18 protein-coding genes and 1 tRNA gene are annotated in these 19,993 nt (G+C 51.9%); 9 read left to right on the forward strand and 10 right to left on the reverse strand.

Translation table 11 applies throughout. From position 1 onward, the window contains the following. Positions 1–579: 579 nt before the first annotated feature. The 3 genes from ACE5LO_RS14845 (at position 580) to ltrA (ending at position 6,192) form a co-directional block, all read left to right on the forward strand. Positions 580–1,488: an aldo/keto reductase gene (locus ACE5LO_RS14845; RefSeq protein ID WP_375520804.1), complete on the forward strand. Its 909-nt coding sequence runs from the start codon at positions 580–582 to the stop codon at positions 1,486–1,488. Positions 1,489–1,891: 403 nt separating this feature from the next. Continuing rightward, positions 1,892–3,619 carry a proline--tRNA ligase gene (locus ACE5LO_RS14850; RefSeq protein WP_375520805.1) on the forward strand — a complete coding sequence of 576 codons (1,728 nt, stop codon included), beginning with the start codon at positions 1,892–1,894 and terminating at the stop codon, positions 3,617–3,619. Positions 3,620–4,755: 1,136 nt separating this feature from the next. Next, a complete protein-coding gene (gene ltrA / locus ACE5LO_RS14855; RefSeq protein WP_375520806.1) occupies positions 4,756–6,192 on the forward strand; it encodes a group II intron reverse transcriptase/maturase in 1,437 nt (478 codons plus the stop codon). A gap of 362 nt (positions 6,193–6,554) precedes the next feature. On the opposite strand, the gene ACE5LO_RS14860 is transcribed toward ltrA, so the two are convergent. Next, positions 6,555–6,628: transfer RNA gene (locus ACE5LO_RS14860), tRNA-Arg, on the reverse strand. A gap of 272 nt (positions 6,629–6,900) precedes the next feature. Beyond that, positions 6,901–7,251, reverse strand: coding sequence for a hypothetical protein (locus ACE5LO_RS14865; RefSeq protein ID WP_375520807.1), 351 nt, complete (start codon positions 7,249–7,251; stop codon positions 6,901–6,903). A 169-nt stretch (positions 7,252–7,420) separates the two neighbouring features. Between ACE5LO_RS14865 and asnB the strand changes: the two genes are divergently transcribed. Then, the gene (asnB, locus tag ACE5LO_RS14870; protein WP_375520808.1) at positions 7,421–9,265 is read left to right on the forward strand and encodes an asparagine synthase (glutamine-hydrolyzing); all 1,845 of its coding nucleotides are present in this window, start codon (positions 7,421–7,423) and stop codon (positions 9,263–9,265) included. 61 nt (positions 9,266–9,326) lie between these two features. Here asnB and ACE5LO_RS14875 read toward each other — a convergent pair whose 3' ends face one another. From ACE5LO_RS14875 to ACE5LO_RS14885, 3 genes are all read right to left on the reverse strand, one after another. Next, complete coding sequence (locus ACE5LO_RS14875) at positions 9,327–9,956, reverse strand: XTP/dITP diphosphatase (protein WP_375520809.1); 630 nt, start codon at positions 9,954–9,956, stop codon at positions 9,327–9,329. Continuing rightward, on the reverse strand, positions 9,956–10,714 hold the full coding sequence (gene rph / locus ACE5LO_RS14880; RefSeq protein ID WP_375520810.1) for a ribonuclease PH: 759 nt from the start codon (positions 10,712–10,714) through the stop codon (positions 9,956–9,958). The genes ACE5LO_RS14875 and rph overlap by 1 nt, the downstream gene beginning before the upstream one ends. 107 nt (positions 10,715–10,821) lie before the next feature. Further along, complete coding sequence (locus ACE5LO_RS14885) at positions 10,822–11,883, reverse strand: GerMN domain-containing protein (RefSeq protein WP_375520811.1); 1,062 nt, start codon at positions 11,881–11,883, stop codon at positions 10,822–10,824. Between the two features lie 163 nt (positions 11,884–12,046). Between ACE5LO_RS14885 and ACE5LO_RS14890 the strand changes: the two genes are divergently transcribed. Together ACE5LO_RS14890 and ACE5LO_RS14895 are read left to right on the forward strand one after the other, a co-directional pair. Continuing rightward, positions 12,047–12,610: a phosphatidylglycerophosphatase A family protein gene (locus ACE5LO_RS14890; RefSeq protein WP_375520812.1), complete on the forward strand. Its 564-nt coding sequence runs from the start codon at positions 12,047–12,049 to the stop codon at positions 12,608–12,610. A 12-nt stretch (positions 12,611–12,622) separates the two neighbouring features. Next, positions 12,623–13,048 (forward strand): GNAT family N-acetyltransferase, encoded by a 426-nt coding sequence (locus tag ACE5LO_RS14895; protein WP_375520813.1) that lies wholly within the window; start codon positions 12,623–12,625, stop codon positions 13,046–13,048. 102 nt (positions 13,049–13,150) lie between these two features. On the opposite strand, the gene ACE5LO_RS14900 is transcribed toward ACE5LO_RS14895, so the two are convergent. Next, the gene (locus tag ACE5LO_RS14900) at positions 13,151–14,143 is read right to left on the reverse strand and encodes an MBL fold metallo-hydrolase (protein WP_375520814.1); all 993 of its coding nucleotides are present in this window, start codon (positions 14,141–14,143) and stop codon (positions 13,151–13,153) included. Positions 14,144–14,364: 221 nt separating this feature from the next. On the opposite strand from ACE5LO_RS14900, the gene ACE5LO_RS14905 reads away from it, so the two are divergent. The 3 genes from ACE5LO_RS14905 to ACE5LO_RS14915 all read left to right on the forward strand — a co-directional run bounded on the left by ACE5LO_RS14905 (position 14,365) and on the right by ACE5LO_RS14915 (position 16,959). Beyond that, positions 14,365–15,243, forward strand: coding sequence for a DUF72 domain-containing protein (locus ACE5LO_RS14905; RefSeq protein ID WP_375520815.1), 879 nt, complete (start codon positions 14,365–14,367; stop codon positions 15,241–15,243). A gap of 52 nt (positions 15,244–15,295) precedes the next feature. Then, positions 15,296–15,472, forward strand: a complete 177-nt coding sequence (locus ACE5LO_RS14910; protein ID WP_375520816.1) for a YjfB family protein — start codon at positions 15,296–15,298, stop codon at positions 15,470–15,472. A gap of 131 nt (positions 15,473–15,603) precedes the next feature. After that, entirely contained in the window at positions 15,604–16,959 is a 1,356-nt protein-coding gene (locus ACE5LO_RS14915) for a dipeptidase (RefSeq protein ID WP_375520817.1), read from the forward strand. Positions 16,960–17,037: 78 nt separating this feature from the next. On the opposite strand, the gene ACE5LO_RS14920 is transcribed toward ACE5LO_RS14915, so the two are convergent. The 4 genes from ACE5LO_RS14920 to ACE5LO_RS14935 form a co-directional block, all read right to left on the reverse strand. After that, positions 17,038–17,292 carry a hypothetical protein gene (locus ACE5LO_RS14920; RefSeq protein WP_375520818.1) on the reverse strand — a complete coding sequence of 85 codons (255 nt, stop codon included), beginning with the start codon at positions 17,290–17,292 and terminating at the stop codon, positions 17,038–17,040. Positions 17,293–17,477: 185 nt separating this feature from the next. Then, on the reverse strand, positions 17,478–17,969 hold the full coding sequence (locus tag ACE5LO_RS14925; protein ID WP_355321521.1) for a hypothetical protein: 492 nt from the start codon (positions 17,967–17,969) through the stop codon (positions 17,478–17,480). 278 nt (positions 17,970–18,247) lie between these two features. Next, positions 18,248–18,472 (reverse strand): helix-turn-helix domain-containing protein, encoded by a 225-nt coding sequence (locus ACE5LO_RS14930; RefSeq protein ID WP_018885466.1) that lies wholly within the window; start codon positions 18,470–18,472, stop codon positions 18,248–18,250. Positions 18,473–18,683: 211 nt separating this feature from the next. Continuing rightward, positions 18,684–19,985 carry a type III PLP-dependent enzyme gene (locus tag ACE5LO_RS14935; RefSeq protein ID WP_375520819.1) on the reverse strand — a complete coding sequence of 434 codons (1,302 nt, stop codon included), beginning with the start codon at positions 19,983–19,985 and terminating at the stop codon, positions 18,684–18,686. Between the last annotated feature and the right edge of the window lie 8 nt (positions 19,986–19,993).

Below are 19,993 nucleotides of genomic sequence, written 5' to 3' on the forward strand. Positions count from 1 at the left end.
CGGCCCTGCAAGGGCCGTACCCCGACTGGGACGAAGGAAGCTCCCTCTCGGGAGCTTTTTTACGTCCGGGGATGAGAACCCAAAGGGTTCGTCGGAGCATAAGCTTCGGGAGGAATACTCCGCAGTCGGCCCTGCAAGGGCCGTACCCCGACTGGGACGAAGGAAGCTCCCTCTCGGGAGCTTTTTTACGTCCGGGGATGAGACCCCCAGGGTTCGTCGGAGCATCTCCAATCCAAAAAGGCACGGCTCTACTGTTTCAAGCAGAGCCGTGCCTTTTTATTTTCTCCAGTAATCCGAATTATGTTGTTTTCCTCTACACCTTGAATTTTCCGATCACTTCCTGAAGCTCTTGCGCCATCTTGCTGAGGGCTTCTGCGGACGCTGCGACCTCCAGGTCAAGCTAACCATATCAATCCCTTTTTGCATAACTTCAGTTCCTTCGTTCATGGATTGAACTGCTTTTTCAGCTTCGGATTGGACCTCTTGAATCAGGCCGCGGTTAGGCCAGCCTAATTTGCCCAAAAGCCGGATGTTTGGTTAATATGGAGTTGAAATACATATTGAGAGGAGTGCATATCGGTGAAATTCAGAAAGTTAGGAAGAACCGGGCTGGAAGTATCGGTCGTTGGTGTAGGAACCTGGCAGTTCGGGGGAGAATGGGGCCTGAATTATACCCAGGCTGAAGCAGATGCGATTCTGGATAAGGCGGCTGAGCTCAATATTAATCTGATCGACACGGCGGAATGTTATGGAGATCATCTGTCGGAATCATTTATCGGGGATTATCTCAGCAGACGCAAACGGGAAGACTGGATTGTGGCGACCAAGTTCGGACACCAATTTCACGATCTGTTCAACCGGACAGATGCCTTTAAGCCGGAGGAGGTACTATCTCAACTGGATGCATCGCTGAAAGCGCTCCGTACGGATTATGTGGATCTGTATCAGTTTCACTCAGGCCCTGACCAGGTTTTCGATCATGATGACTTGTGGACACTGCTGGATAAGCAGGTTCAGGCCGGGAAAATCAGACATCTGGGCATTTCCATAGGAAGCAATGACAATCTCCATCAGACAGCGCAGGCGACCAAGGTCCATGCGGATGTGATTCAGGTGGTGTATAACCGGTTGGACCGGGTTCCGGAGCAGAGGGTTTTTCCTTCTTGTCAGGAGCAGAATCTCGGTGTGCTGGCACGTGTGCCGCTCGCCAGTGGGTACTTGAGCGGGAAATATAAGCCAGGCGCTGAGTTTCAGCAAAATGACGTGCGGAACAATCATGATGCGGAGCAGCGTAATGAAAAACTGAGACTGGTGGAGGAAATCCGGCAGAACGAGGTGCCGGAAGGTGTGCCGATGGCCGAGTGGGCCTTGGCCTGGTGTCTGCAGCATCCTGCTGTTACGAGCGTTATCCCGGGATGCAAAACCCCCGAGCAGGTAGAATCGAATGCGCGTGCAGCTGACCTGGAGCTGTCGGTTGAAAAAGCTTGACAATGCGATACTGTCTAATGTAATTTTATAAAAAATTATGAAGAAAATATATCCAAAGGTGTTGAACGGGACCATATGCTCCGATTCGGCTGCTGACAGAGAAGAAACCCTTGGCTGTAAGGTTTCGCGGCACGGTCGTACGCATCCCTCCCCGCTAGCTGCTCATTTGCCGGGTCGTTCCGTTATCGACATGAGAAGAGAAGCGCATGTTTGATGTGAATTTTGAAACCTGCGCTAAATAAGGGTGGTATCACGACGCATTCGTCCCTTGACGAATGCGTCTTTTTGCGTTTGGGCTGGGTGCGGGGTTCCCCTGTAACTCAAGCATACAAAAAGATGCCCATGGCTAACGGATATCATTCCGTTCTATGCCTTGAGCGAAACGAAAGGAATGGGTATACAGATGAGACAGACTCAGATTGCTGTTCCAACATGGAGAGAAGCCTCTGCTGATGCTGAATCAGGGGGCCATCGTTATCTGCTGCGGAGCGGTATGATCCGGCAGCTGGCGGCGGGGGTGTACACCTATCTGCCGTTGGGTTTTCGCGTATTGTCAAAAATATCTGCCGTTATCCGTCAAGAGCTCAATCATGCAGGCGTACAGGAGATGCTGATGCCTGCGCTGCAGCCAGCGGAGCTCTTGAAGACTTCTGGAAGAGATGAGGTTTACGGTCATGAACTATTCCGGCTTAAAGACAGGCACCATCGCGAATTTGCGCTCGGGCCAACTCATGAGGAGGTCATCACTTCGCTGGTCAAGCAGGAAATTTCATCATACAGGCAGCTGCCGGTGGCATTTTTTCAAATTCAAACGAAATTCCGTGACGAGCCTCGTCCACGGTCAGGGCTGCTGCGCGGGCGGGAATTTCTGATGATGGATGCATACTCTTTTCACAACGATTATGAGAGCCTTGATTCCTTCTACGAAGTGATGCATGCAGCCTATGAGCGCATTCTCAGCCGCTGCGGTCTGGAATACCGGGGAGTGGAGGCGGATGCCGGGGCCATAGGCGGAGAGGGCGGTTCCCATGAATTTATGGCCTTCTCGGACATCGGTGAGGATACGATTGCTGTTTGTGGCAGCTGCGGATACGCGGCCAATCTGGAGAAGGCGGAGGTACGCTTACGCTTGGCTCAAAACGGGAGTGAACCTGCCGGGATTAATTCCGGGACTAATATAGAAAATGCTGTGCCGGAGAGATTCCACACGCCGGGTTTGCGCACGATTGAAGAGCTTTCGGCAGCCTGCGGGGAGCCGGCTTCTTCATTTATAAAAACCATTCTGTTTAACGCAGATGGAGCAGCGATTGCCGTGTTGGTCAGAGGAGACCGTGAGGTCAACGAGATTAAGGTAAAACATGCCTTGGGGGCACAGGAGCTTCGATTGGCCGATGGTGGAGAGATCGTGGATTGGACCGGAGCATCTTCCGGTTTTTCAGGGCCGGTCGGCCTCACGCTGCCGCTTCTTGTAGACCGGGAAGTAGCGCTTATGAGGCGGGGTATCGTCGGAGCAAACGAGACGGATTACCACCTGCGCGGTGTTCGGCCGGGGAAAGACTTCAGCCTGGAGCGGACGGGCGATTTCCGCAATGCGGCTGAAGGTGATGCATGTCCCCGTTGTCACGGTGTATTGTCAATGCAGCACGGGATAGAGGTAGGCCATATTTTCAAGCTGGGGGAGAAATATACTTCTCCTTTTAACGCTCAAGTGCTGCGGGCAGACGGACAAAGCCTGACTCCTGTTGCAGGCTGCTACGGTATCGGTGTGTCGAGGCTCATGGCTGCGGTGGCAGAACAGTGTCATGACGAACACGGTCTCAACTGGCCTGAGGAAGTTGCCCCTTTCCGGGTTCATCTTATCCCTGTGTCTGCAAAAGATGAGCTGCAGATGCAGATGGCGGAAAAGCTGTATCAGGTTTTAATTGGATTAGGTATGGAGGTGCTGCTGGATGACCGCGAAGAACGTCCGGGGGTCAAGTTCAATGATGCTGATTTGATTGGGATTCCTTGGAGAATTATTGTGGGCAAAAAGGCTGGCGAGGGTTATGTTGAAGTGAAACGGCGGGGGATGCAGGAGACGGAGACGGTGTCGTTAGAAGAAGCAGTAAGGCGGGTTACTGAAAGAGAATAGGAACATTAGAGAGAGATAGAAAATATGAGGTGAATGGGAAGGTTGTCGGTAAGAGTTACGAACCTGGGATGGATTCGGATTAGCCGGGACTAACCGGGATTGACCAAGGCTGGTCAGGAAAACGCGATTAACCAGGATGGAGTGTAGCTGCCTTTAAAACTGTTTATATTGGAGTAACGAGAATGCGGACCGTAGAGACGCTATGTGTGGGACTTTGCTGGATTGGAGGCAGTTGGCGGACTGTAGAGCCCTTATTTCACTAAAAACGCCCTGTGACAGAGGGAAATTGCTTGAATAAAGGCATCTGAGTCCGCTAATAAGAGGAATTGCCCGGCTTTTTGAACAATAAGAGCCTCTGGGTCCGGTGCATTCAGTCGGGATACGGCCCTAACGGGCCGACTGCGAAGTAGCGCTCCCGAAGCGTATGCTCCGACGAACCCAATGGGGTTCTCATCCCCGGACGCAAAAAAACTCCCTAGATGGGAGTTTTCTATGTGCGACGGGCAGTCGTACTTTTAGCAACTAATTGCTATAAACAATCCGTTAATAGCGGCGACTACGTTACCGTAGGTAAAAACGAGTCGAGAGCTTGGAAGGATGTTTTCCAGAGGGTGAAAGTCCCTCCTCAAGCGCTCTGGTGCGACTTGAGAAGCCTAATCTAGGGCGGCATCGTGAGGTGACCGTTTGAAGGAGATGCGGATAATCGAGAGACCCGTAGGCGGATGAGCAGACCCAAATGCGAAAGCGTGAAGCACGCAGCGGCAGGACAAGTCGGCGACTGTGCGTAGATAACGGGAAGCCTAGGAAAAAAAAAAATCGTCGTCCAATGGGCCAGACGGAGGGCGGTGGCTTGTCAGGTGAAGGTGCTGGGTATGTTCAGAAGGAAGGTACGATGACCCCGTGAGGTTCTCTGCTTACCTGTGAAGGATGGCCTGCATATAAGGCTTCGCCGAAGTTGCAGACATGGCAGAGAACTCAGACGTTCTCATAGTACGGGAGTAGGCAGATGACCAAACATCTGCTGAACGGAAGGGGAGCGACCTCGTGGACGAACACTTGAATGTGGTGCCGGACAACCGTCACGATACTGCGGTAAGAACGAACGGAGTGGGCACGATGAAAGGTGGGAGATAGACTTGAATCAAGCATTAAAGCTAAAATGGCACAGCATCTATGGGCAGATTCTGTTTGAGCGAAAACTACATGAAGCATGGTTACAGGTCAAAGAAAATAAAGGTGCGGGCGGAATTGACGGTGAAACCTTGGAGAGCTACGAGAAGAAACTGGACGAAAACCTAAGCGGACTCTTACAGAAACTTCGAGACAAAGCTTATGTTCCATCCCCCGTACGCAGACGATATATCCCCAAGAAAAATGGGAAGATGCGTCCGCTCGGGATACCGAACATTGAAGACCGGATCGTGCAGCAAGCCATTGTAAACGTGTTGCAGCCAAAGTGTGAGGAAAGCATCTTTCATCGCTGGTCATGCGGGTATCGCCCCAACTACGGAGCGAAACGCGTCGCCCAGATTATCCTGTGGAACATAGAGACAGACCATAATTTTATCTATGACTGTGATATACGCAGTTTCTTTGATAATATTCCCCACAAGAAACTGATGGGGATACTGACGAAATATATCGCAGATGGAACGGTGCTGGATATGATCTGGAAGTGGCTCAAAGCAGGATACATGGAAGAAGGAAAGTACCACGAAGTGGATGCCGGAACCCCGCAAGGGGGCGTCATTTCACCACTTCTAGCCAATTTGTACCTGAACGAACTGGATTGGAAACTGGAAGAGCAAGGTATCCGATTCGTGCGATACGCAGATGACTTTTTACTATTCGCGAAGACAGAAGAGGATATCCGAAAAGCTGCGGAAGTCACTATCGAAACGTTAGAAGCACTGGGATTAGAAGTCGCAGTGGAGAAGACCCAAACGGTTAACTTCAAAAACGACGACTTCGACTTTCTGGGGTTCACGTTCCAGCACTGGCGGGAACGCAAGAAAGATGGGAAACCGTACTTCATTGCTAAACCCAAAGAGGCCACGTGGAAAGACTTCAAGCAAAAGGTCAAAGCCAAAACGCGAAAGACTTTAACGCTGAACAAGAAAGCATGGCTGGAACGCGTAAATCCGATTATTCGAGGGAAGGTAAACTACTACTTAAACCTATACAAAGCAGTAGAGGAAAACAAACGATACGGACAGGAGAGCCGTTGTTTTTATAACGCCTGCAAAAACCAGCTCTACGACATGGATGGATATGTAAGACAACGACTGCGAGTCGCGATGATCCACGACCATCCAAGCCAAAGAAAAGGACATGCAATGAAAACGAAGTGGAACAACGAGTTCTTCGCTCGAATCGGACTTATTCCGGCGTTTTGGCTGTATTACAACGAACAATATGGGTACACGCTCGACGACTATATCGATTACATGAAGAACAGACAGAAAACAAAACAGGCCCGAAAAGAGCAAAAAACAAAAGAACGCGGACAAGCGTACTATACTCCTGAACGCGTTCGAAAGATGCAATATGCACAGCGTTTGGCGACATACTGATACAAGTTGAATCACGTTGGTGAGCCGTATGCCTTAATAGGGCACGTGCGGTTCGATAAGGGGGAAGCCATGAGAGTGGTTTCCCTACTTTATTTACGTCCCAGTCGGGGTACGGCCCTTGCAGGGCCGACTGCGAAGTAGTGCTCCCGAAGCGTATGCTCCGACGAACCCAATGGGTTCTCATCCCCGGACGCAAAAAAAACTCCCCGGAGGGGGGAGCCTTGTATACGTCCCAGTCGGGGTACGGCCCTTGCAGGGCCGACTGCGAAGTAGTGCTTCCGAAGCTTATGCTCCGACGAACCCCAATGGGGTTCTCATCCCCGGACGCAAAAAAAACTCCCCGGAGGGGAGTTTTTCATTTACGTCCCAGGAGGGATTCGAACCCCCGACCGACGGCTTAGAAGGCCGTTGCTCTATCCAGCTGAGCTACTGGGACTTAAAAGGTTATGTAGGACAGCGCATTAATGAGTATAGCATAATTTGTGGTGGTATGGGAAGTGTTTTTTTATGTGTTATTTCAGTCATAGTATGTATATGCTTGATTTTACAAAAAAGCCCCTAAACAGGCTTGCAAGCCGCTGCTTTGGGGCATTATGCTTTTTTACCCTACATTCCCGCCCGGACCGTGGGGTCCATCTTTCATGAATCGCAGCGGGTTGCGCCGAATGAGAATCACCAGCCGAAGCATGCCACAGCAGCATGGCAGCTTCATTTCCCGAACTCCGCCGCCAGCTCGCTATCCATCTTGCCGTGAGACAGCAGCTCGCGTGTGAATCGTCCCCGCTTTTCCGGCAGATCTTTCCCGTCATTATCGCTAAATACGACATCTGTCACTTCCTCAAAAGCGGAATGAAGATTGTTGTCGTACCAGTCGAGTTCCAGATCCGCGTCATTGCGGAGCATACGCAGCATTTTATACCCATCTCCCCCATCAGACGGAGCAAGATATACAAGCAGACCCGTATCCTCCACACTTGCCGAATTCACTTCGATTTCTGCGCAGCGCACACCGTCGATGTCTGTAAATCTCCGTATTTTTGCATCTTTAATCGTATACATAAGCACCCTCCGTGTCAGCCGCCAGCCGTTTTATGTTTGTAGTTTTCGGTAAGGACAGACATTTTATGCCTTCACCCGGCATATGTTTGTTTATGCTTTTACGGCCGGGAGAACGAACTCCCAGCAGTGCAAAACCGAGAGCAGCAAGACAAAGAAGGGATGAACCTACATGTGCGGAATTACTGGATTTATACAGTGGAATAAGGATTTAACAGTACAATCGGAACTGCTGTCCGGCATGACGCGTACACTGTCCCATCGCGGGCCGGATGCAGCCGGAACTTGGATATCCAATCCGTGCGCCTTCGGACACCGGCGTCTCAGTGTCATGGACCCCGAGAACGGTGCGCAGCCCATGATTCGCCATCGGGATGACTATACGTACGCACTGGTATATAACGGGGAACTGTACAACGCTCCCGAGCTTAAAATAGAACTCCAGCAGCGTGGACATGTCTTTTTAACAAAATGCGACACAGAAGTGCTGCTTGCTTCCTACATCGAATGGGGGCCGGATTGCGTAGACCGGTTAAACGGTATTTTTGCTTTTGCGGTCTGGGATGAACGAAGACAGCAAGTTTTCATGGCAAGAGACCGGTTAGGAGTCAAGCCGCTTTTTTACAGTGAAATCCAGGACGGTCTCATCTTCGGCTCGGAGCCCAAAGCGCTGCTCAGGCATCCTGAAGTTGAGCCTGTCGTTCATGCGGACGGCCTGGCCGAGATCTTCATCATCGGGCCTGCACGCACTCCAGGGCATGGGGTCTATGCTTCTATCCGTGAGCTTCGTCCCGGGCATACGCTGATTCACGACCGGAGCGGAACGAAAATCCGCGCCTTCTGGAAGCTGGAAAGCAATCCTCACGAAGACGATACCGAACAGACTGCTCTCCGGGTACGGGAGCTGCTGCAGGATACGCTCGAGCGCCAGCTCGCCTCTGACGTGCCCGTTTGCTCCCTGCTGTCAGGCGGGCTTGATTCAAGCGCTTTATCCGCGCTTGCCGTCAGTTATTACACAAGGACAGAGCAAGGCAACATCGATACGTTCTCTGTAGATTATGTAGATAATGACAAGTATTTCAAGGAGCACTCCTTTCAGCCTGGAGCTGACGGACCGTGGATCAGACGTATGGCTGAAGAGCTTGGCACCAACCACCACTGGATTGAGTTTGATACTCCAGACGTCGTTGAAACGCTGAATGCTTCGACCGAAGCACGTGATCTGCCGGGAATGACAGATGTGGACTCCTCGCTTTATCTGTTCTGCCGTGAGATCAAAAAACACGCAACCGTCGCGATCTCCGGGGAAGCAGCCGACGAGGTGTTCGGAGGATATCCATGGTTCCACCGTGACGAGATGCTCAATTCCGGAACCTTTCCGTGGGCCGTGGCGCCGGAGCTGCGGGCAAGCCTGCTGAATCCCGAGGTCAGGGAATGGATCAGGCCGATCGAGTATTTGAATGACCGTTATGCCGAAGCCGTCGGCGAGGTGCCGAAATTAGCGGGAGAAACCGGCAAGGCAGCCCAAATGAGAGTCATGTCGTACTTGAACATCACCCGCTTCATGCCTACACTGCTGGACCGCAAAGACCGTATGAGCATGGGTGTGGGGCTGGAAGTCAGGGTTCCATACTGTGATCACCGCCTCGTGCAATATGTATGGAATACCCCGTGGGAAATCAAAATGACCGGAGGACGCGAGAAAGGTCTCCTGCGCAAAGCGCTGGAAGGTGTTTTGCCAAATGACGTACTTTACCGCAAAAAGAGCCCTTATCCGAAAACCCATAATCCGGCTTATCTTCATACCGTAAAACAAGAGGCGCTTGATATGCTGGCCGACCCCTCCTCACCCATTCTGTCCTTGATTAATGCCAAGCGCATCCGGGAAATCGCCGACTCGCCCGACGCCTCTTCGAATCTGCCGTGGTTCGGGCAGCTGATGTCTGGCCCCCAGTTGTTCGCCTATCTCGTGCAGGTGAATCATTGGCTGAAAACCTATCGTGTGGCAATCCGCTGATTTGAACGTGAAAAACCCGGCTCCTCTTCATGGAACCGGGTTACAACCCAACATTAAAAGTCTACCGCTTCTTCTCAAGCTCGGCTGCCAGCTGCCGCAGCGCTGCCCCACGGTGGCTGATCGCCTGCTTCTCCTCCAGCGTCAGCTCTGCCATCGTTTTGCCATACTGCGACAGGTAAAACAGTGGATCGTAGCCGAAACCGCCACTGCCGGCGGTGTCCGAGGTAATCCATCCTTCGACGCTGCCTTCAGCTTCAAGGGCCTCTCCTGACACGGGATCGTACAAAGTCAAGGCGCACACAAAACGGGCGGGACTCAGCAGCGGCTGCTCCGTATCATCCCCGAGCTGTCTGGATTCGAGTCTATCCAGCAGCTTGAGATTGTTCTCCTGATCGCTGGCGCCTACACCGGCAAACCGTGCCGAATAGACACCAGGCTCCCCGTTTAGCGCATCTACGCACAGTCCCGAATCGTCCGCAAGTACAGGCAGCCGAAGCACATCCCCCACGGTTTTTGCCTTCTTGAAGGCATTTTCCGCAAAGGTTTTTCCGTCTTCAACGATATCCGGCAGCTCCGGATAGTCGTACATGCTCTTGACCTGCTTGCCAAAAGGGGCAAAGGCGTGCGCAAATTCACGGATTTTGCCTTTGTTTCTGGTGGCTACTACAACCACGGATTGCTCAAGCCACATCAGGCCCGCACCCCCGCCTGACCCGTGCCAATCTTGAGCGCAATCGGTCCGAGCACTTCCTTTTGCCGCTCAATCATCTGCAGAATGCCCTGCTCGCCAAGCGCAAGCATCAGGTCAAGCTCCTTGCGGTCAAAAGGACTTTCCTCTCCGGTTCCCTGAAGCTCGACAAATTTTCCGCTGCCCGTCATGACCAGATTCATGTCTACCTTGGCTTTCGAATCCTCTTCATAGTTCAAATCAAGCAGCGGCTGTCCTCCTACCACACCGACGCTGACGGACGCCAGGAAATCCGTGATCGGGAAGCGCTGCAGCTTGTGCTGCTCGGCAATTTTATTGATTGCGATTGCCATGGCCACGAAAGAGCCTGTGATCGATGTTGTGCGTGTTCCGCCATCTGCCTGAATCACATCACAATCCAGGGTAACCGTCCGCTCGCCCAGCGCCTGCAGGTTAACCACCGAACGGAGCGCCCTGCCGATCAGCCGCTGTATTTCCATCGTCCGGCCGCCCAGCTTGCCGCGGGCCGCCTCTCTCTGGTTGCGGGTATGCGTCGCCCGTGGCAGCATGGAATACTCTGCAGTCACCCAACCCCTGCCCTGTCCTTTCATAAAAGGGGGAACCCTTTCTTCCACGCTCGCAGTGCAGATCACCTTGGTGTCACCGACTTCAATGAAGACGGAACCCTCCGCATATTTATTCACACCCGTAGTCAATTTCATCGGGCGCAGCTCATCGCCGTTTCGGTCGTTAGCTCTCATGTAAGTGCCTCCTACGTAATTGCGTCCTGTATGTTCACCCTATTTTACCAGAGGAGTTTTGAAAAATCCAAAGATAGATGCTGCAGGACGTTAGATGTACGGTGCGATCAAATCGGAATTTCATTGATATGCTGCGGTTTGGCCGCAGGTTTGCCGTAGTTTATGTTGTCCTCGCCAAGGACGCTGCTCTCTCCGTTCAGCACAATTTGCACTTTGGCGGAGCTGTTATTCGCATTGTCAGAGGCCGTCAGGACAACGGACTGCAAAAATTCGGCCGGAACTACCTCGCCTTGAGAGAACATATCATCCGCTATGGATACTTTTACAATGCCTTCGGAAGATTGCTCTACGGATTTCAGCATCGTCCCTGACGTCATGACCTGATTCAGACCATCCTCCGCCCGTGGGCCACGGATTAGCTCCTCCAGAGATGCCTTCATCTTGTCTTCGCCAGGCGGAACAAGCCTCGTCACAGGCACGTAATACTGAATACCGGCAGGAGAAGAGGCGGAAAAATATACCGTGACAGGGCTCGAAGATGTATATGACGCCCCCTGCCCCAATTGCAGGTTGATGCCGATCCCCCGCGTCAGGAGATGGTCCATCGGCATCCCACCCTTCGGCATCTCGCTCAGCTTCTGTCCGTCCACCCAAATTTGCACGTTCTGTATATCTGGCTGTTCCGTCAGCGTCCATGTCACAGCCTCCACAATCTTCCGTTCCTCCGCTTCCGCATATTCCATAAACGGCTTTGTAAATTCGACGACAGCCAGCTTTCCATTCTTATCAAGGGTCACACTTTGCACCTCAGTTCCCTGTGGAAGAACACCTGCAAAACCGTCGGGAAGGTTTCCTGCATAGAGTCCGCCGTTAACCAGCATTTCAAGAGAAGCCTTGGCATTCACCTCCACGGCGCCTCCCGGGACGGGAAGTGACACAGGCACCAGAAATCCGTTGGCATCCTGAAGGTAAACAGTCTCTAGCTTTGTTCCTGCAACAGCCTCTTTTCCGTGGGACTCCGCCGCTGCAAGCATGGCCTGTTCCACGGCAGCAGGAGGCGGATCGATAGGCTCAGCACCTGTGCTCCAATCCCCGCAGGCGCTCAGCAGCAGCACGGACGACAGGATACAGACGGCGGATCCTGTCCGCCATGATAGTTTACCCCTCATCGTTGAAGCTCCTTCCTAACCATTTTGTTCAGTTTGTACTAATATGTATACGAGACCCTCCGCAAAACATGCGCACCAAATTTAACTGTACTGGACAGGCAACAGAAAATCATGCCAGGATTGGTTATACTGTTACAAGACAACAAAGCGAAAGGTGATGAACATGAAGCCGGAGAAAATTCCTTACAGCTTAAACAGTAAAAAGGTGGCTGACGCTACAAAAGAGTGGTTGCATAAACGCGGTGTAGCGGTTGACGAAATCGCAGAGCTGGTCATGCTGCTGCAGAAAAAATATTATCCGGATCTCACAATGGAAGAGTGTGTCCACAACGTTGAAAAGGTACTCAGCAAGCGTGAAGTGCAAAATGCCGTCCTTACCGGAATTCAGCTGGATATTCTGGCAGAGCAGGGAGCGCTGATTTCGCCGCTGCAGGAAATGATTGAAAATGATGAAAGCTTGTACGGGGTTGATGAAGTCCTGGCCTTCTCAATCGTGAACGTATACGGCAGCATCGGTTTTACCAACTACGGCTATGTAGATAAGTTGAAGCCGGGGGTGCTTGAAAAGCTGAACGACAAAAATGACGAACCGATCCACACCTTCCTGGACGATATCGTAGGGGCGATCGCCGCCTCTGCCAGCAGCCGTATTGCCCACCGTAAGCAAGCAGAAAGAGAAAAAGCCTTGGGAGAAGAAAGCGTGGGAGACGGCAGCACTCCCGAGTGAGGAGGAAGATCGATGGGAGAGGAAATTCTGATTCGTAGCATGTCCATGGATGATTATGGCGAGGCACTGGAGCTCTGGCACAGCGTGGAGGGTCTGGCTGTCAGCGAAGCGGATTCCCCCGAGCAGCTTGGAAGGTATCTGGAGCGCAACCACGGATTCAGCTTCGTATGCGTTATTGAGAGCCGCATTGCAGGCACCCTTCTGTCCGGGCATGACGGACGCAGGGGATATATGTACCATCTGGCGGTGGATCCGGCCTACCGCAGCCGCGGCATTGCAAGCCAACTTGTTGAACATGCGCTGGAGGCCCTGAGGCGGGAAGGAATAGACAAATGCCACATTTTCGTCATCAGCGACAATGAAACAGGCAAGCGCTTCTGGTCGGCGAACGGCTGGGAGCAGCGTAGCGGCTTTTATGTCTACTCGAAGTCCGTATAGGCTTAAATCGGAAAATCGTACAGAGAGAGCATAGCCTTAAGTCAACCCGTTCATAAGTTGACTTAAGGCTGTTCTGCCTTCAGGGTTCTATATTATTGCGCTCTACCCGTTAGAAGCGGCGACATACGCTGTACCCCAGCTGCCCGCCTGCTCCTCGGCCTGACCTCTTGCCATCAGTTCGTCAAGATGAGCCAGCGTTTCAGAGAGCGCAAAACGCAACTGATGGATGGTGAGGCCGTCCCCGAACATGGCAAGGCACAGCTCATAAGCGCTGCGCGGTTCTTCACCGAGCAGCCGCGCAAACCGATCCAGCCTTTCTTCATGATGCTCCAACAGTTTGGCTGTACGATCCCTGAAATGAGTGAACGGGTGACGGTGTCCCGGGAAGGCTTGCTGCACCTCATATTGTCCCAGCTTTCGCAGTCCGTTCATGTAAGCGGCAAGAGGGTGTGCGTCACTGCCCGGCAGCAGGCTTACATTGGGAGAAATCTGCGGCAGCACAGCGTCACCACACATCATGATTCCGCTGTCACGCTGATACAGCGACAGATGGCCAGGCGCATGTCCGCCGGTCATGATCAGCTCCCACAGCCTGTCCCCCATCCGGAAGCTGTCCCCTTCATTCACGCAAGTAACTGTCGGCTGGGGCAAAACCTCTCTGTACGAGCCAAGCAGATGCTCACGCATCTGCTCCGATAGCTCCTGAGGCAACCCATGGGCATGAAAGAAACGGACAAGCCTTTCCTCTGCTCCGCCTTCCTCCCCCCACATGAAGCGGGCTTCCTGCAGGCTCCTGGCTGACATCAGCACCGGCGCCCCGCTCCGCTCCTGAAGCCATCCTGCCAATCCGTAGTGATCGGGATGATGGTGGGTGATGAAGATGCGGGTGATATCCTTGGCCGACCAGTTCAGCTCACTCAGCACCTGCTCCCAGTTCTCTACAGCCACAGGCGTATGTGGTCCAGGATCAATCACTGTTATACCTTCATCCCCAGGCACAATATAGCTGTTGACCCACCGCAGCGGAAAGGCCATCGTGATTTTCACCTGAATAATCCCTTCCTCTTCAAAGCGGTTCCATTCGGGCAGCTTCATCTTCTTCTCCTCCTATAACGACCGGGATCTCATCGTATATCGGAAATTCTCTGCAATGTATTTCTCGTAGTTACAGTAATTCCCTTCCGTTTGTCGTGCACACGCTCATGATACTGACCTTTGCTCATCATTTCAATCCCTTTCGTGCTACAATGGAGTGCAGACAGTATAGATAGAGCATCATCTGCATATCTGAACAGCAGAAAGGAAGTGATCCGCTAATGATCCGGATCGGACTTACGGGCTGGGGAGATCATGACGATTTGTATCCATACGGCACCAAACCTGCGGGCAAGCTGCACGTATATGCTTCCCACTTTTCCATCGTGGAGATGGACAGCTCCTTTTACGCGGTACAGCCGGCCGAACGAATGGGGCGCTGGGCTGCGGAGACCCCTGAACATTTTTCTTTTATCGTGAAAGCGTATCAGGGTATGACAGGACATACACGGGGGAAAACTCCCTTTTTTGCAAATGAGGATGATATGTACGACGCGTTTCTTCTTTCCATTGAGCCCCTGACCCGGGCCGGCAAGCTGAAAGGAATTCTGTTCCAGTTCCCGCCCTGGTTTGATTGTACGAAGGAAAATGTACAGATTCTCCGCTCGGCAAAGCAAAGAATGAAGGGGCTTCCCTGCATTCTCGAATTCCGTCATCAAAGCTGGTTCGCCCCCGAATTCAGGGAGCGGACGATCAGCTTCATGCGCCGTGAAGGCTGGGTCCACAGTGTATGTGATGAACCCCAGGCCGGCATGGGCTCCGTGCCGATGGTTCCCCAGGCAACAGATGACAGCCTGACCATTGTAAGAATGCACGGACGCAACCTTGAAGGCTGGAATCAGAGCGGGGCGCCCAACTGGCGGGAAATCCGCTACCTTTACCGCTATAACGAGCAGGAGCTGCTGGAGTGGAAGGACATCATTATAGAGCTGGCCCGCCAGAGCCGGGAGGTGTGCGTCATTTTCAACAACAACTCCGGCGGGGACGCGGCGGCCAACGGGAAACAGCTGATGACCCTGATGGGCATGGATCCCAAGCCGTTTCCCGCCCGTCTTGACCGAAATACGGATGAGGATCCCGAGCAGCTTGAATTATTCTGATTCAGCCTTCTGCCGATATATAAGATGAGAACAGTTGGAGGAGGGAAGAGTATTGGATATCGGATCCACGTCTATGGCACTTAGCCAGAGCAGCTTGAAGCTGAATTCAAGCATCAAAGTATTAAGCATGTCCAAGGACATGGCTGAAACTCAAGGGCTGGCCATGATTCAAATGATGGAGAAGAGCGTACAGCCGAATTTGGGCGGCAAGCTGAACATTCGCGTCTGATCATCAAACCGTACGACCTGAACACAGGGGCATCCCATGTAGTCTTATTGGCCTGGGGCGCCCCTGTTTTTGCGATCCGCGCAAAACGTAGTACTATATAATTTAACAACTATTCTAGGAGGATAATGACGATGAATTACTCCGTCTATTTTGAACAAAACAGGGAAAAACATCTGGAGGAGCTGAAACAATGGCTATCCATCCCCAGCATTTCTGCGCTGTCGGAGCATAAGGAGGACATTAACCAGGCCGCTTCCTGGCTGGCTGATCAATTGACACAGGCTGGCCTGGAGAATGTTGAGATTATCCCGACGAAAGGGCATCCGCTCGTTTACGCCGATCATCTGCATGCACCCGGCAAGCCGACACTGCTCGTATACGGGCATTATGACGTGCAGCCGGTGGATCCGCTTCATCTGTGGGAGACGCCTCCATTCGAGCCTTCGATCCGTGACCACAAAATTTATGCACGGGGGGCAACCGACGACAAAGGCCAGGTTTTCATGCATATCAAGGCGGTTGAGGCCATTTTGCGCCAGGAAGGGCAGCTTCCGGTCAACCTCAAATTCTTCATTGAAGGAGAAGAGGAAATTTCCAGCCCCAGCCTGCTTGCATACCTGTCTGACGGTGCAGGCCGTTTGGCTGCGGATGCGGTGCTGATTTCGGATACCGCTCTGATTGAGAAAGGTAAACCCGCCATCTGCACGGGGCTGCGCGGCCTTTGTTCGCTTGAAGTCGCTGTACATACGGCAAATACCGATCTGCATTCCGGCTCCTTCGGGGGTGGGGTGCCCAATGCGCTGCATGCCATGGTCTCCCTGCTTGCTTCCCTTCATAATGACAAGGGAGAGGTCAGTGTGGCGGGCTTTTATGACGATGTTGAGACGCTTTCCCCTGCTATGAAGGCGGAGTTTGCCAAGCAGGATCTTAATGAGGAAAAACTGCGCACCGATCTCGGTCTCGACACTCTTTATGGAGAAGGAGACTACAGCTTCGTGGAACGTGTCGGGGCCCGGCCTACGCTTGAGCTGAACGGTGTATATGGCGGCTTCCAGGGGGAAGGCACCAAAACCGTCATCCCGAAGGAAGCCCATGCGAAAATTACATGCCGTCTCGTAGCCAATCAAAATCCGCAGGATATTCTCGATAAAATCGAACGCCACCTGCGTACACATATTCAGCCCGGTGCCCGCCTTGAGGTTATTAAGGGTGAAAAAGCGAACGCATTTAACATTGATCCTTCCCATCCGCTGCTGCAATCTGCCGCTGACGCATTTGAACGGGTGTACGGAACACGGGCTGTCTTCACCAAAGATGGAGGCTCCATTCCGATTGTCGAGACTTTTTCCCGCCTGCTGGCAGCGCCAGTTGTGCTCATGGGCTTTGGCCTGCCGGATGAGAACCTTCATGCGCCGAACGAGCATTTTCATCTGGAAAACTTCGATAAAGGCCTGTTGACGATTGTAGAGTACTTAAAAGCATTGTAAGTGCAGCACAAATAAGGCATCCCTAAGCATTTCAGGCTAAGGGGTGCCTTTTCATCAGGCTTGGAAATGACGTGTTTTTCATTTGGTAAGGCCCCTGTACAAGACGTATGCCCCCAAAATCGAACAGATCAGCGAAAACGGGCCGAAAAAAGAATGACCAAGCATCCAAAAAATGAGACTGAACACCGGCCAGCCGATTAACGCCCCCAAAAGAAGCGCGAGGCTTAGCACCTCTTTGAGATCGTTCCAGTCGTACACATATCTTGAACCCGCGTATCTGATTTTGTTTTTATTGCTTTTATTGCCTTTATTCCTTTTCCACCATTTCTCCACCGCTATGCACCCTACATTCCGACTTCGCGGGGAAGTCATTTGTTATCTGTTTAAAATCGGTTGTAGAAACATTTAATCACAAAAAGGGCTTCATTGTCACCTAAGAATTTGCTGCCTTTCAGGATTGGAGAATCATAGTTTCTCCAAAATGTTAACAAAAATTCAAAAACAAAAAACAACCGGCCTTAGCCAGTTGTTCCCCGTTCCACAAAGTATTTATTCGTCATGTAGTAAGCTTCGCCTCTGGATGTCTCAACCATTCCCTTTTTACTGTCCAGGAATACGATTTCCCTGCATTTCGTGCAGTACCATTTCGTTCTCTTGAAGGGGGATTCCGTGACGTAGGCCGTTCCGCATTTGCAGTCGATTTTGATGAGAATCTCAGAAGCTTTATAAGCGTTCGATAGCTGTTTCATACTGTGGTCATGCTGTTGCTGAACAGGAGCAAGCACTTCCTGATAGCTTGAGTGAGCGTTATGCACCTTAAAATCGGCAACTAGCTCCGAATGCAGCCCGAAGAATTCTTTACCGATCTCGGTGACGAACTTGCGCCCGTTTCGGTAACAATCCATCCATTCTCGGATCTGTTGATTAGACAAAGGCACAGTGCCCTTGATGCCACTGTTCAAGGTATAGGTCATGATGTATAATGTATCCTCTTGTCTATTACCGTACATTAGAAGCCTCCTTTAGATTCTCTGCTAATGTACTACAAACCTGAAAAAACATCAACGAGTTCCCCTATATAAAAAAGGCTGAGGGATATATTCCCATGAAAACAAAGTACATACGTTATTATATCGCAAAATTCGATGATTCGGAAATACATTCTTTTCTCCAAAGCCAAATAAACCGTCCCCCGTAAATCCGGAAACGGTTTACAAACAAAACCCCCTCCCCTATCCTTCCTGAAAGATAGTGAGAGAGGGCATGCCTCCACGGAAAGCGTAAGTAGCTAGATTTTGAGCTCTCCGAGCTTAATTAGCTCTACGACCGCTTGTGAACGACCCTTAACATTCAGCTTCTGCATGACATTGGAAATATGATTACGCACCGTCTTTTCGCTAATGAATAGCTGGCCAGCTATGTCACGTGTTGTCTTGTCCTGCACCAGCAGTTCAAATACTTCACGTTCACGGTGAGTGAGCAAAAATTTGCTTTTATGGTCGCTACCCTTCAAGTTCACCCCTCCTTGCCCGGGTTTATGTGGTGTAACAAGGTTAAGGGATACAGTCAACATATTTTATGTAAAGATGACAGGGTTGGTTCTGTATAAGCAGAAAAATGGGCATAAGAGGCTGCATATGCACCAAAGAAAAACCCACTGCCGTATCGGCGCGGGCTGAAAAGGATATATGTATGCGATTGCCCGGCACACGGGCCCGCGAGTTCTATATCTTCTGGAGCGTCTTTGGCAGGATCAGACGTTGATGCCGCAGAGCATCTGTGCGGTTGCCATGTTCCCGGATCACATACACTTGCCCGCCAGCCGCGAGCAGTTCCGCCGGAGCCGGATGACCAAGAAAATCGACCGGACTATAGCTGAGGCCGTATGCGCCGGCATTGGGAATGCCGATGTAGTCAGCTTCCCTGATGAGCGGCAGCTTCACTTTTCGTACAAGACAATCCTCGGGCGTACACAGCGGGCCGACTACGGTGACCTCTTCTTCCTGATCAGCCTGTCCGGGATTGTCCCCGCCCTGCTGGCGGTTATGTGCACTGAAGACCTTCACCGGAAAATTATCGCGCAGCCTGCGGCCCCGGAAAGCTGCCGATGCGTAATGATTCATGCCTCCGTCCGTGACGGCGAATTTTTCCCCCTTGGACGTTTTGGTGTACAGCACCTTGGCCACATACATGCCAGACTGGGCCACCAGATACCTTCCGCTCTCGATGATCAGGCGGACGCCCGGCATACGCTGCACCGCTTCTGCTGCCAGTCTGTTGAGATGCTGGAGCACCCGGTCCATATCGAGCGGCTGTTCATGAGCAAAATAAGGAATGCCAAAGCCGCCACCCAGATTAATGCTGTTAACGGGCAGGCTGTATTTTACACTAATCTCTCCGGCAAGTCTGACGGTATTCTCAAACGATCCAATAATGTCCTCAGCCTTCAGCATCTGTGTACCCGTATAAATCTGAATGCCCTGAAATTGAATATACCTGCATTCCCGGAGAGCTGCGAAGAAAACATCCAGCTGGGATTCATCCACTCCGAACGGGCGGGCAATCCCGCCCATTTTAATCGTCGCTCCGGATACATCCGCGTCAGGATTAATGCGGATGGCGGTCCGCACACAGGCACCGCTGCGCTCCGCCGCTTTTTCCAGCAGCCGCAGCTCGCGGACTGATTCAACATTCACACACCCGATTCCTGTCTCCACAGTCTCATTCAGTTCGGATTCCGTTTTCCCCGGTCCGGCAAAGATAATATCCTCCGGCTTATAACCTGCTTTAAGGGCTGTATACAGCTCTCCTGACGATGCAATCTCCGCCCCGCAGCCAAGGGAGCGCAGCAGCGCGGCGATACTCACATTCCCGTTCGCTTTCAGCGCATAATGCAGCTTGACCGCCGGATGCAGGCGGGCGAGTATACTGCTCACATGAGAACACAAGGCATCTCCGTCATACAGAAAAAACGGAGTCCTGTGGCTCCGTATTATGGACAATAGCTGATCATCCGATATATTCAAGAAGACCT

Origin of the sequence: Paenibacillus medicaginis (assembly GCF_042138635.1) — a bacterium.
Classification (GTDB): Bacteria; Bacillota; Bacilli; order Paenibacillales; family Paenibacillaceae; genus Paenibacillus; species Paenibacillus medicaginis.

Bases quoted from the DNA above. Each gene is read 5' to 3' on its own strand.
- ACE5LO_RS14890 (WP_375520812.1), top strand. From the start codon at position 12,047: ATGAAGCCGGAGAAAATTCCTTACAGCTTAAACAGTAAAAAGGTGGCT.
- ACE5LO_RS14885 (WP_375520811.1), bottom strand. From the start codon at position 11,883: ATGAGGGGTAAACTATCATGGCGGACAGGATCCGCCGTCTGTATCCTG.
- ACE5LO_RS14905 (WP_375520815.1), top strand. From the start codon at position 14,365: ATGATCCGGATCGGACTTACGGGCTGGGGAGATCATGACGATTTGTAT.
- ACE5LO_RS14875 (WP_375520809.1), bottom strand. From the start codon at position 9,956: ATGTGGCTTGAGCAATCCGTGGTTGTAGTAGCCACCAGAAACAAAGGC.
- asnB (WP_375520808.1), top strand. From the start codon at position 7,421: ATGTGCGGAATTACTGGATTTATACAGTGGAATAAGGATTTAACAGTA.
- ACE5LO_RS14900 (WP_375520814.1), bottom strand. From the start codon at position 14,143: ATGAAGCTGCCCGAATGGAACCGCTTTGAAGAGGAAGGGATTATTCAG.
- ACE5LO_RS14925 (WP_355321521.1), bottom strand. From the start codon at position 17,969: ATGTACGGTAATAGACAAGAGGATACATTATACATCATGACCTATACC.
- ACE5LO_RS14850 (WP_375520805.1), top strand. From the start codon at position 1,892: ATGAGACAGACTCAGATTGCTGTTCCAACATGGAGAGAAGCCTCTGCT.
- ACE5LO_RS14865 (WP_375520807.1), bottom strand. From the start codon at position 7,251: ATGTATACGATTAAAGATGCAAAAATACGGAGATTTACAGACATCGAC.
- ACE5LO_RS14915 (WP_375520817.1), top strand. From the start codon at position 15,604: ATGAATTACTCCGTCTATTTTGAACAAAACAGGGAAAAACATCTGGAG.
- ACE5LO_RS14895 (WP_375520813.1), top strand. From the start codon at position 12,623: ATGGGAGAGGAAATTCTGATTCGTAGCATGTCCATGGATGATTATGGC.
- rph (WP_375520810.1), bottom strand. From the start codon at position 10,714: ATGAGAGCTAACGACCGAAACGGCGATGAGCTGCGCCCGATGAAATTG.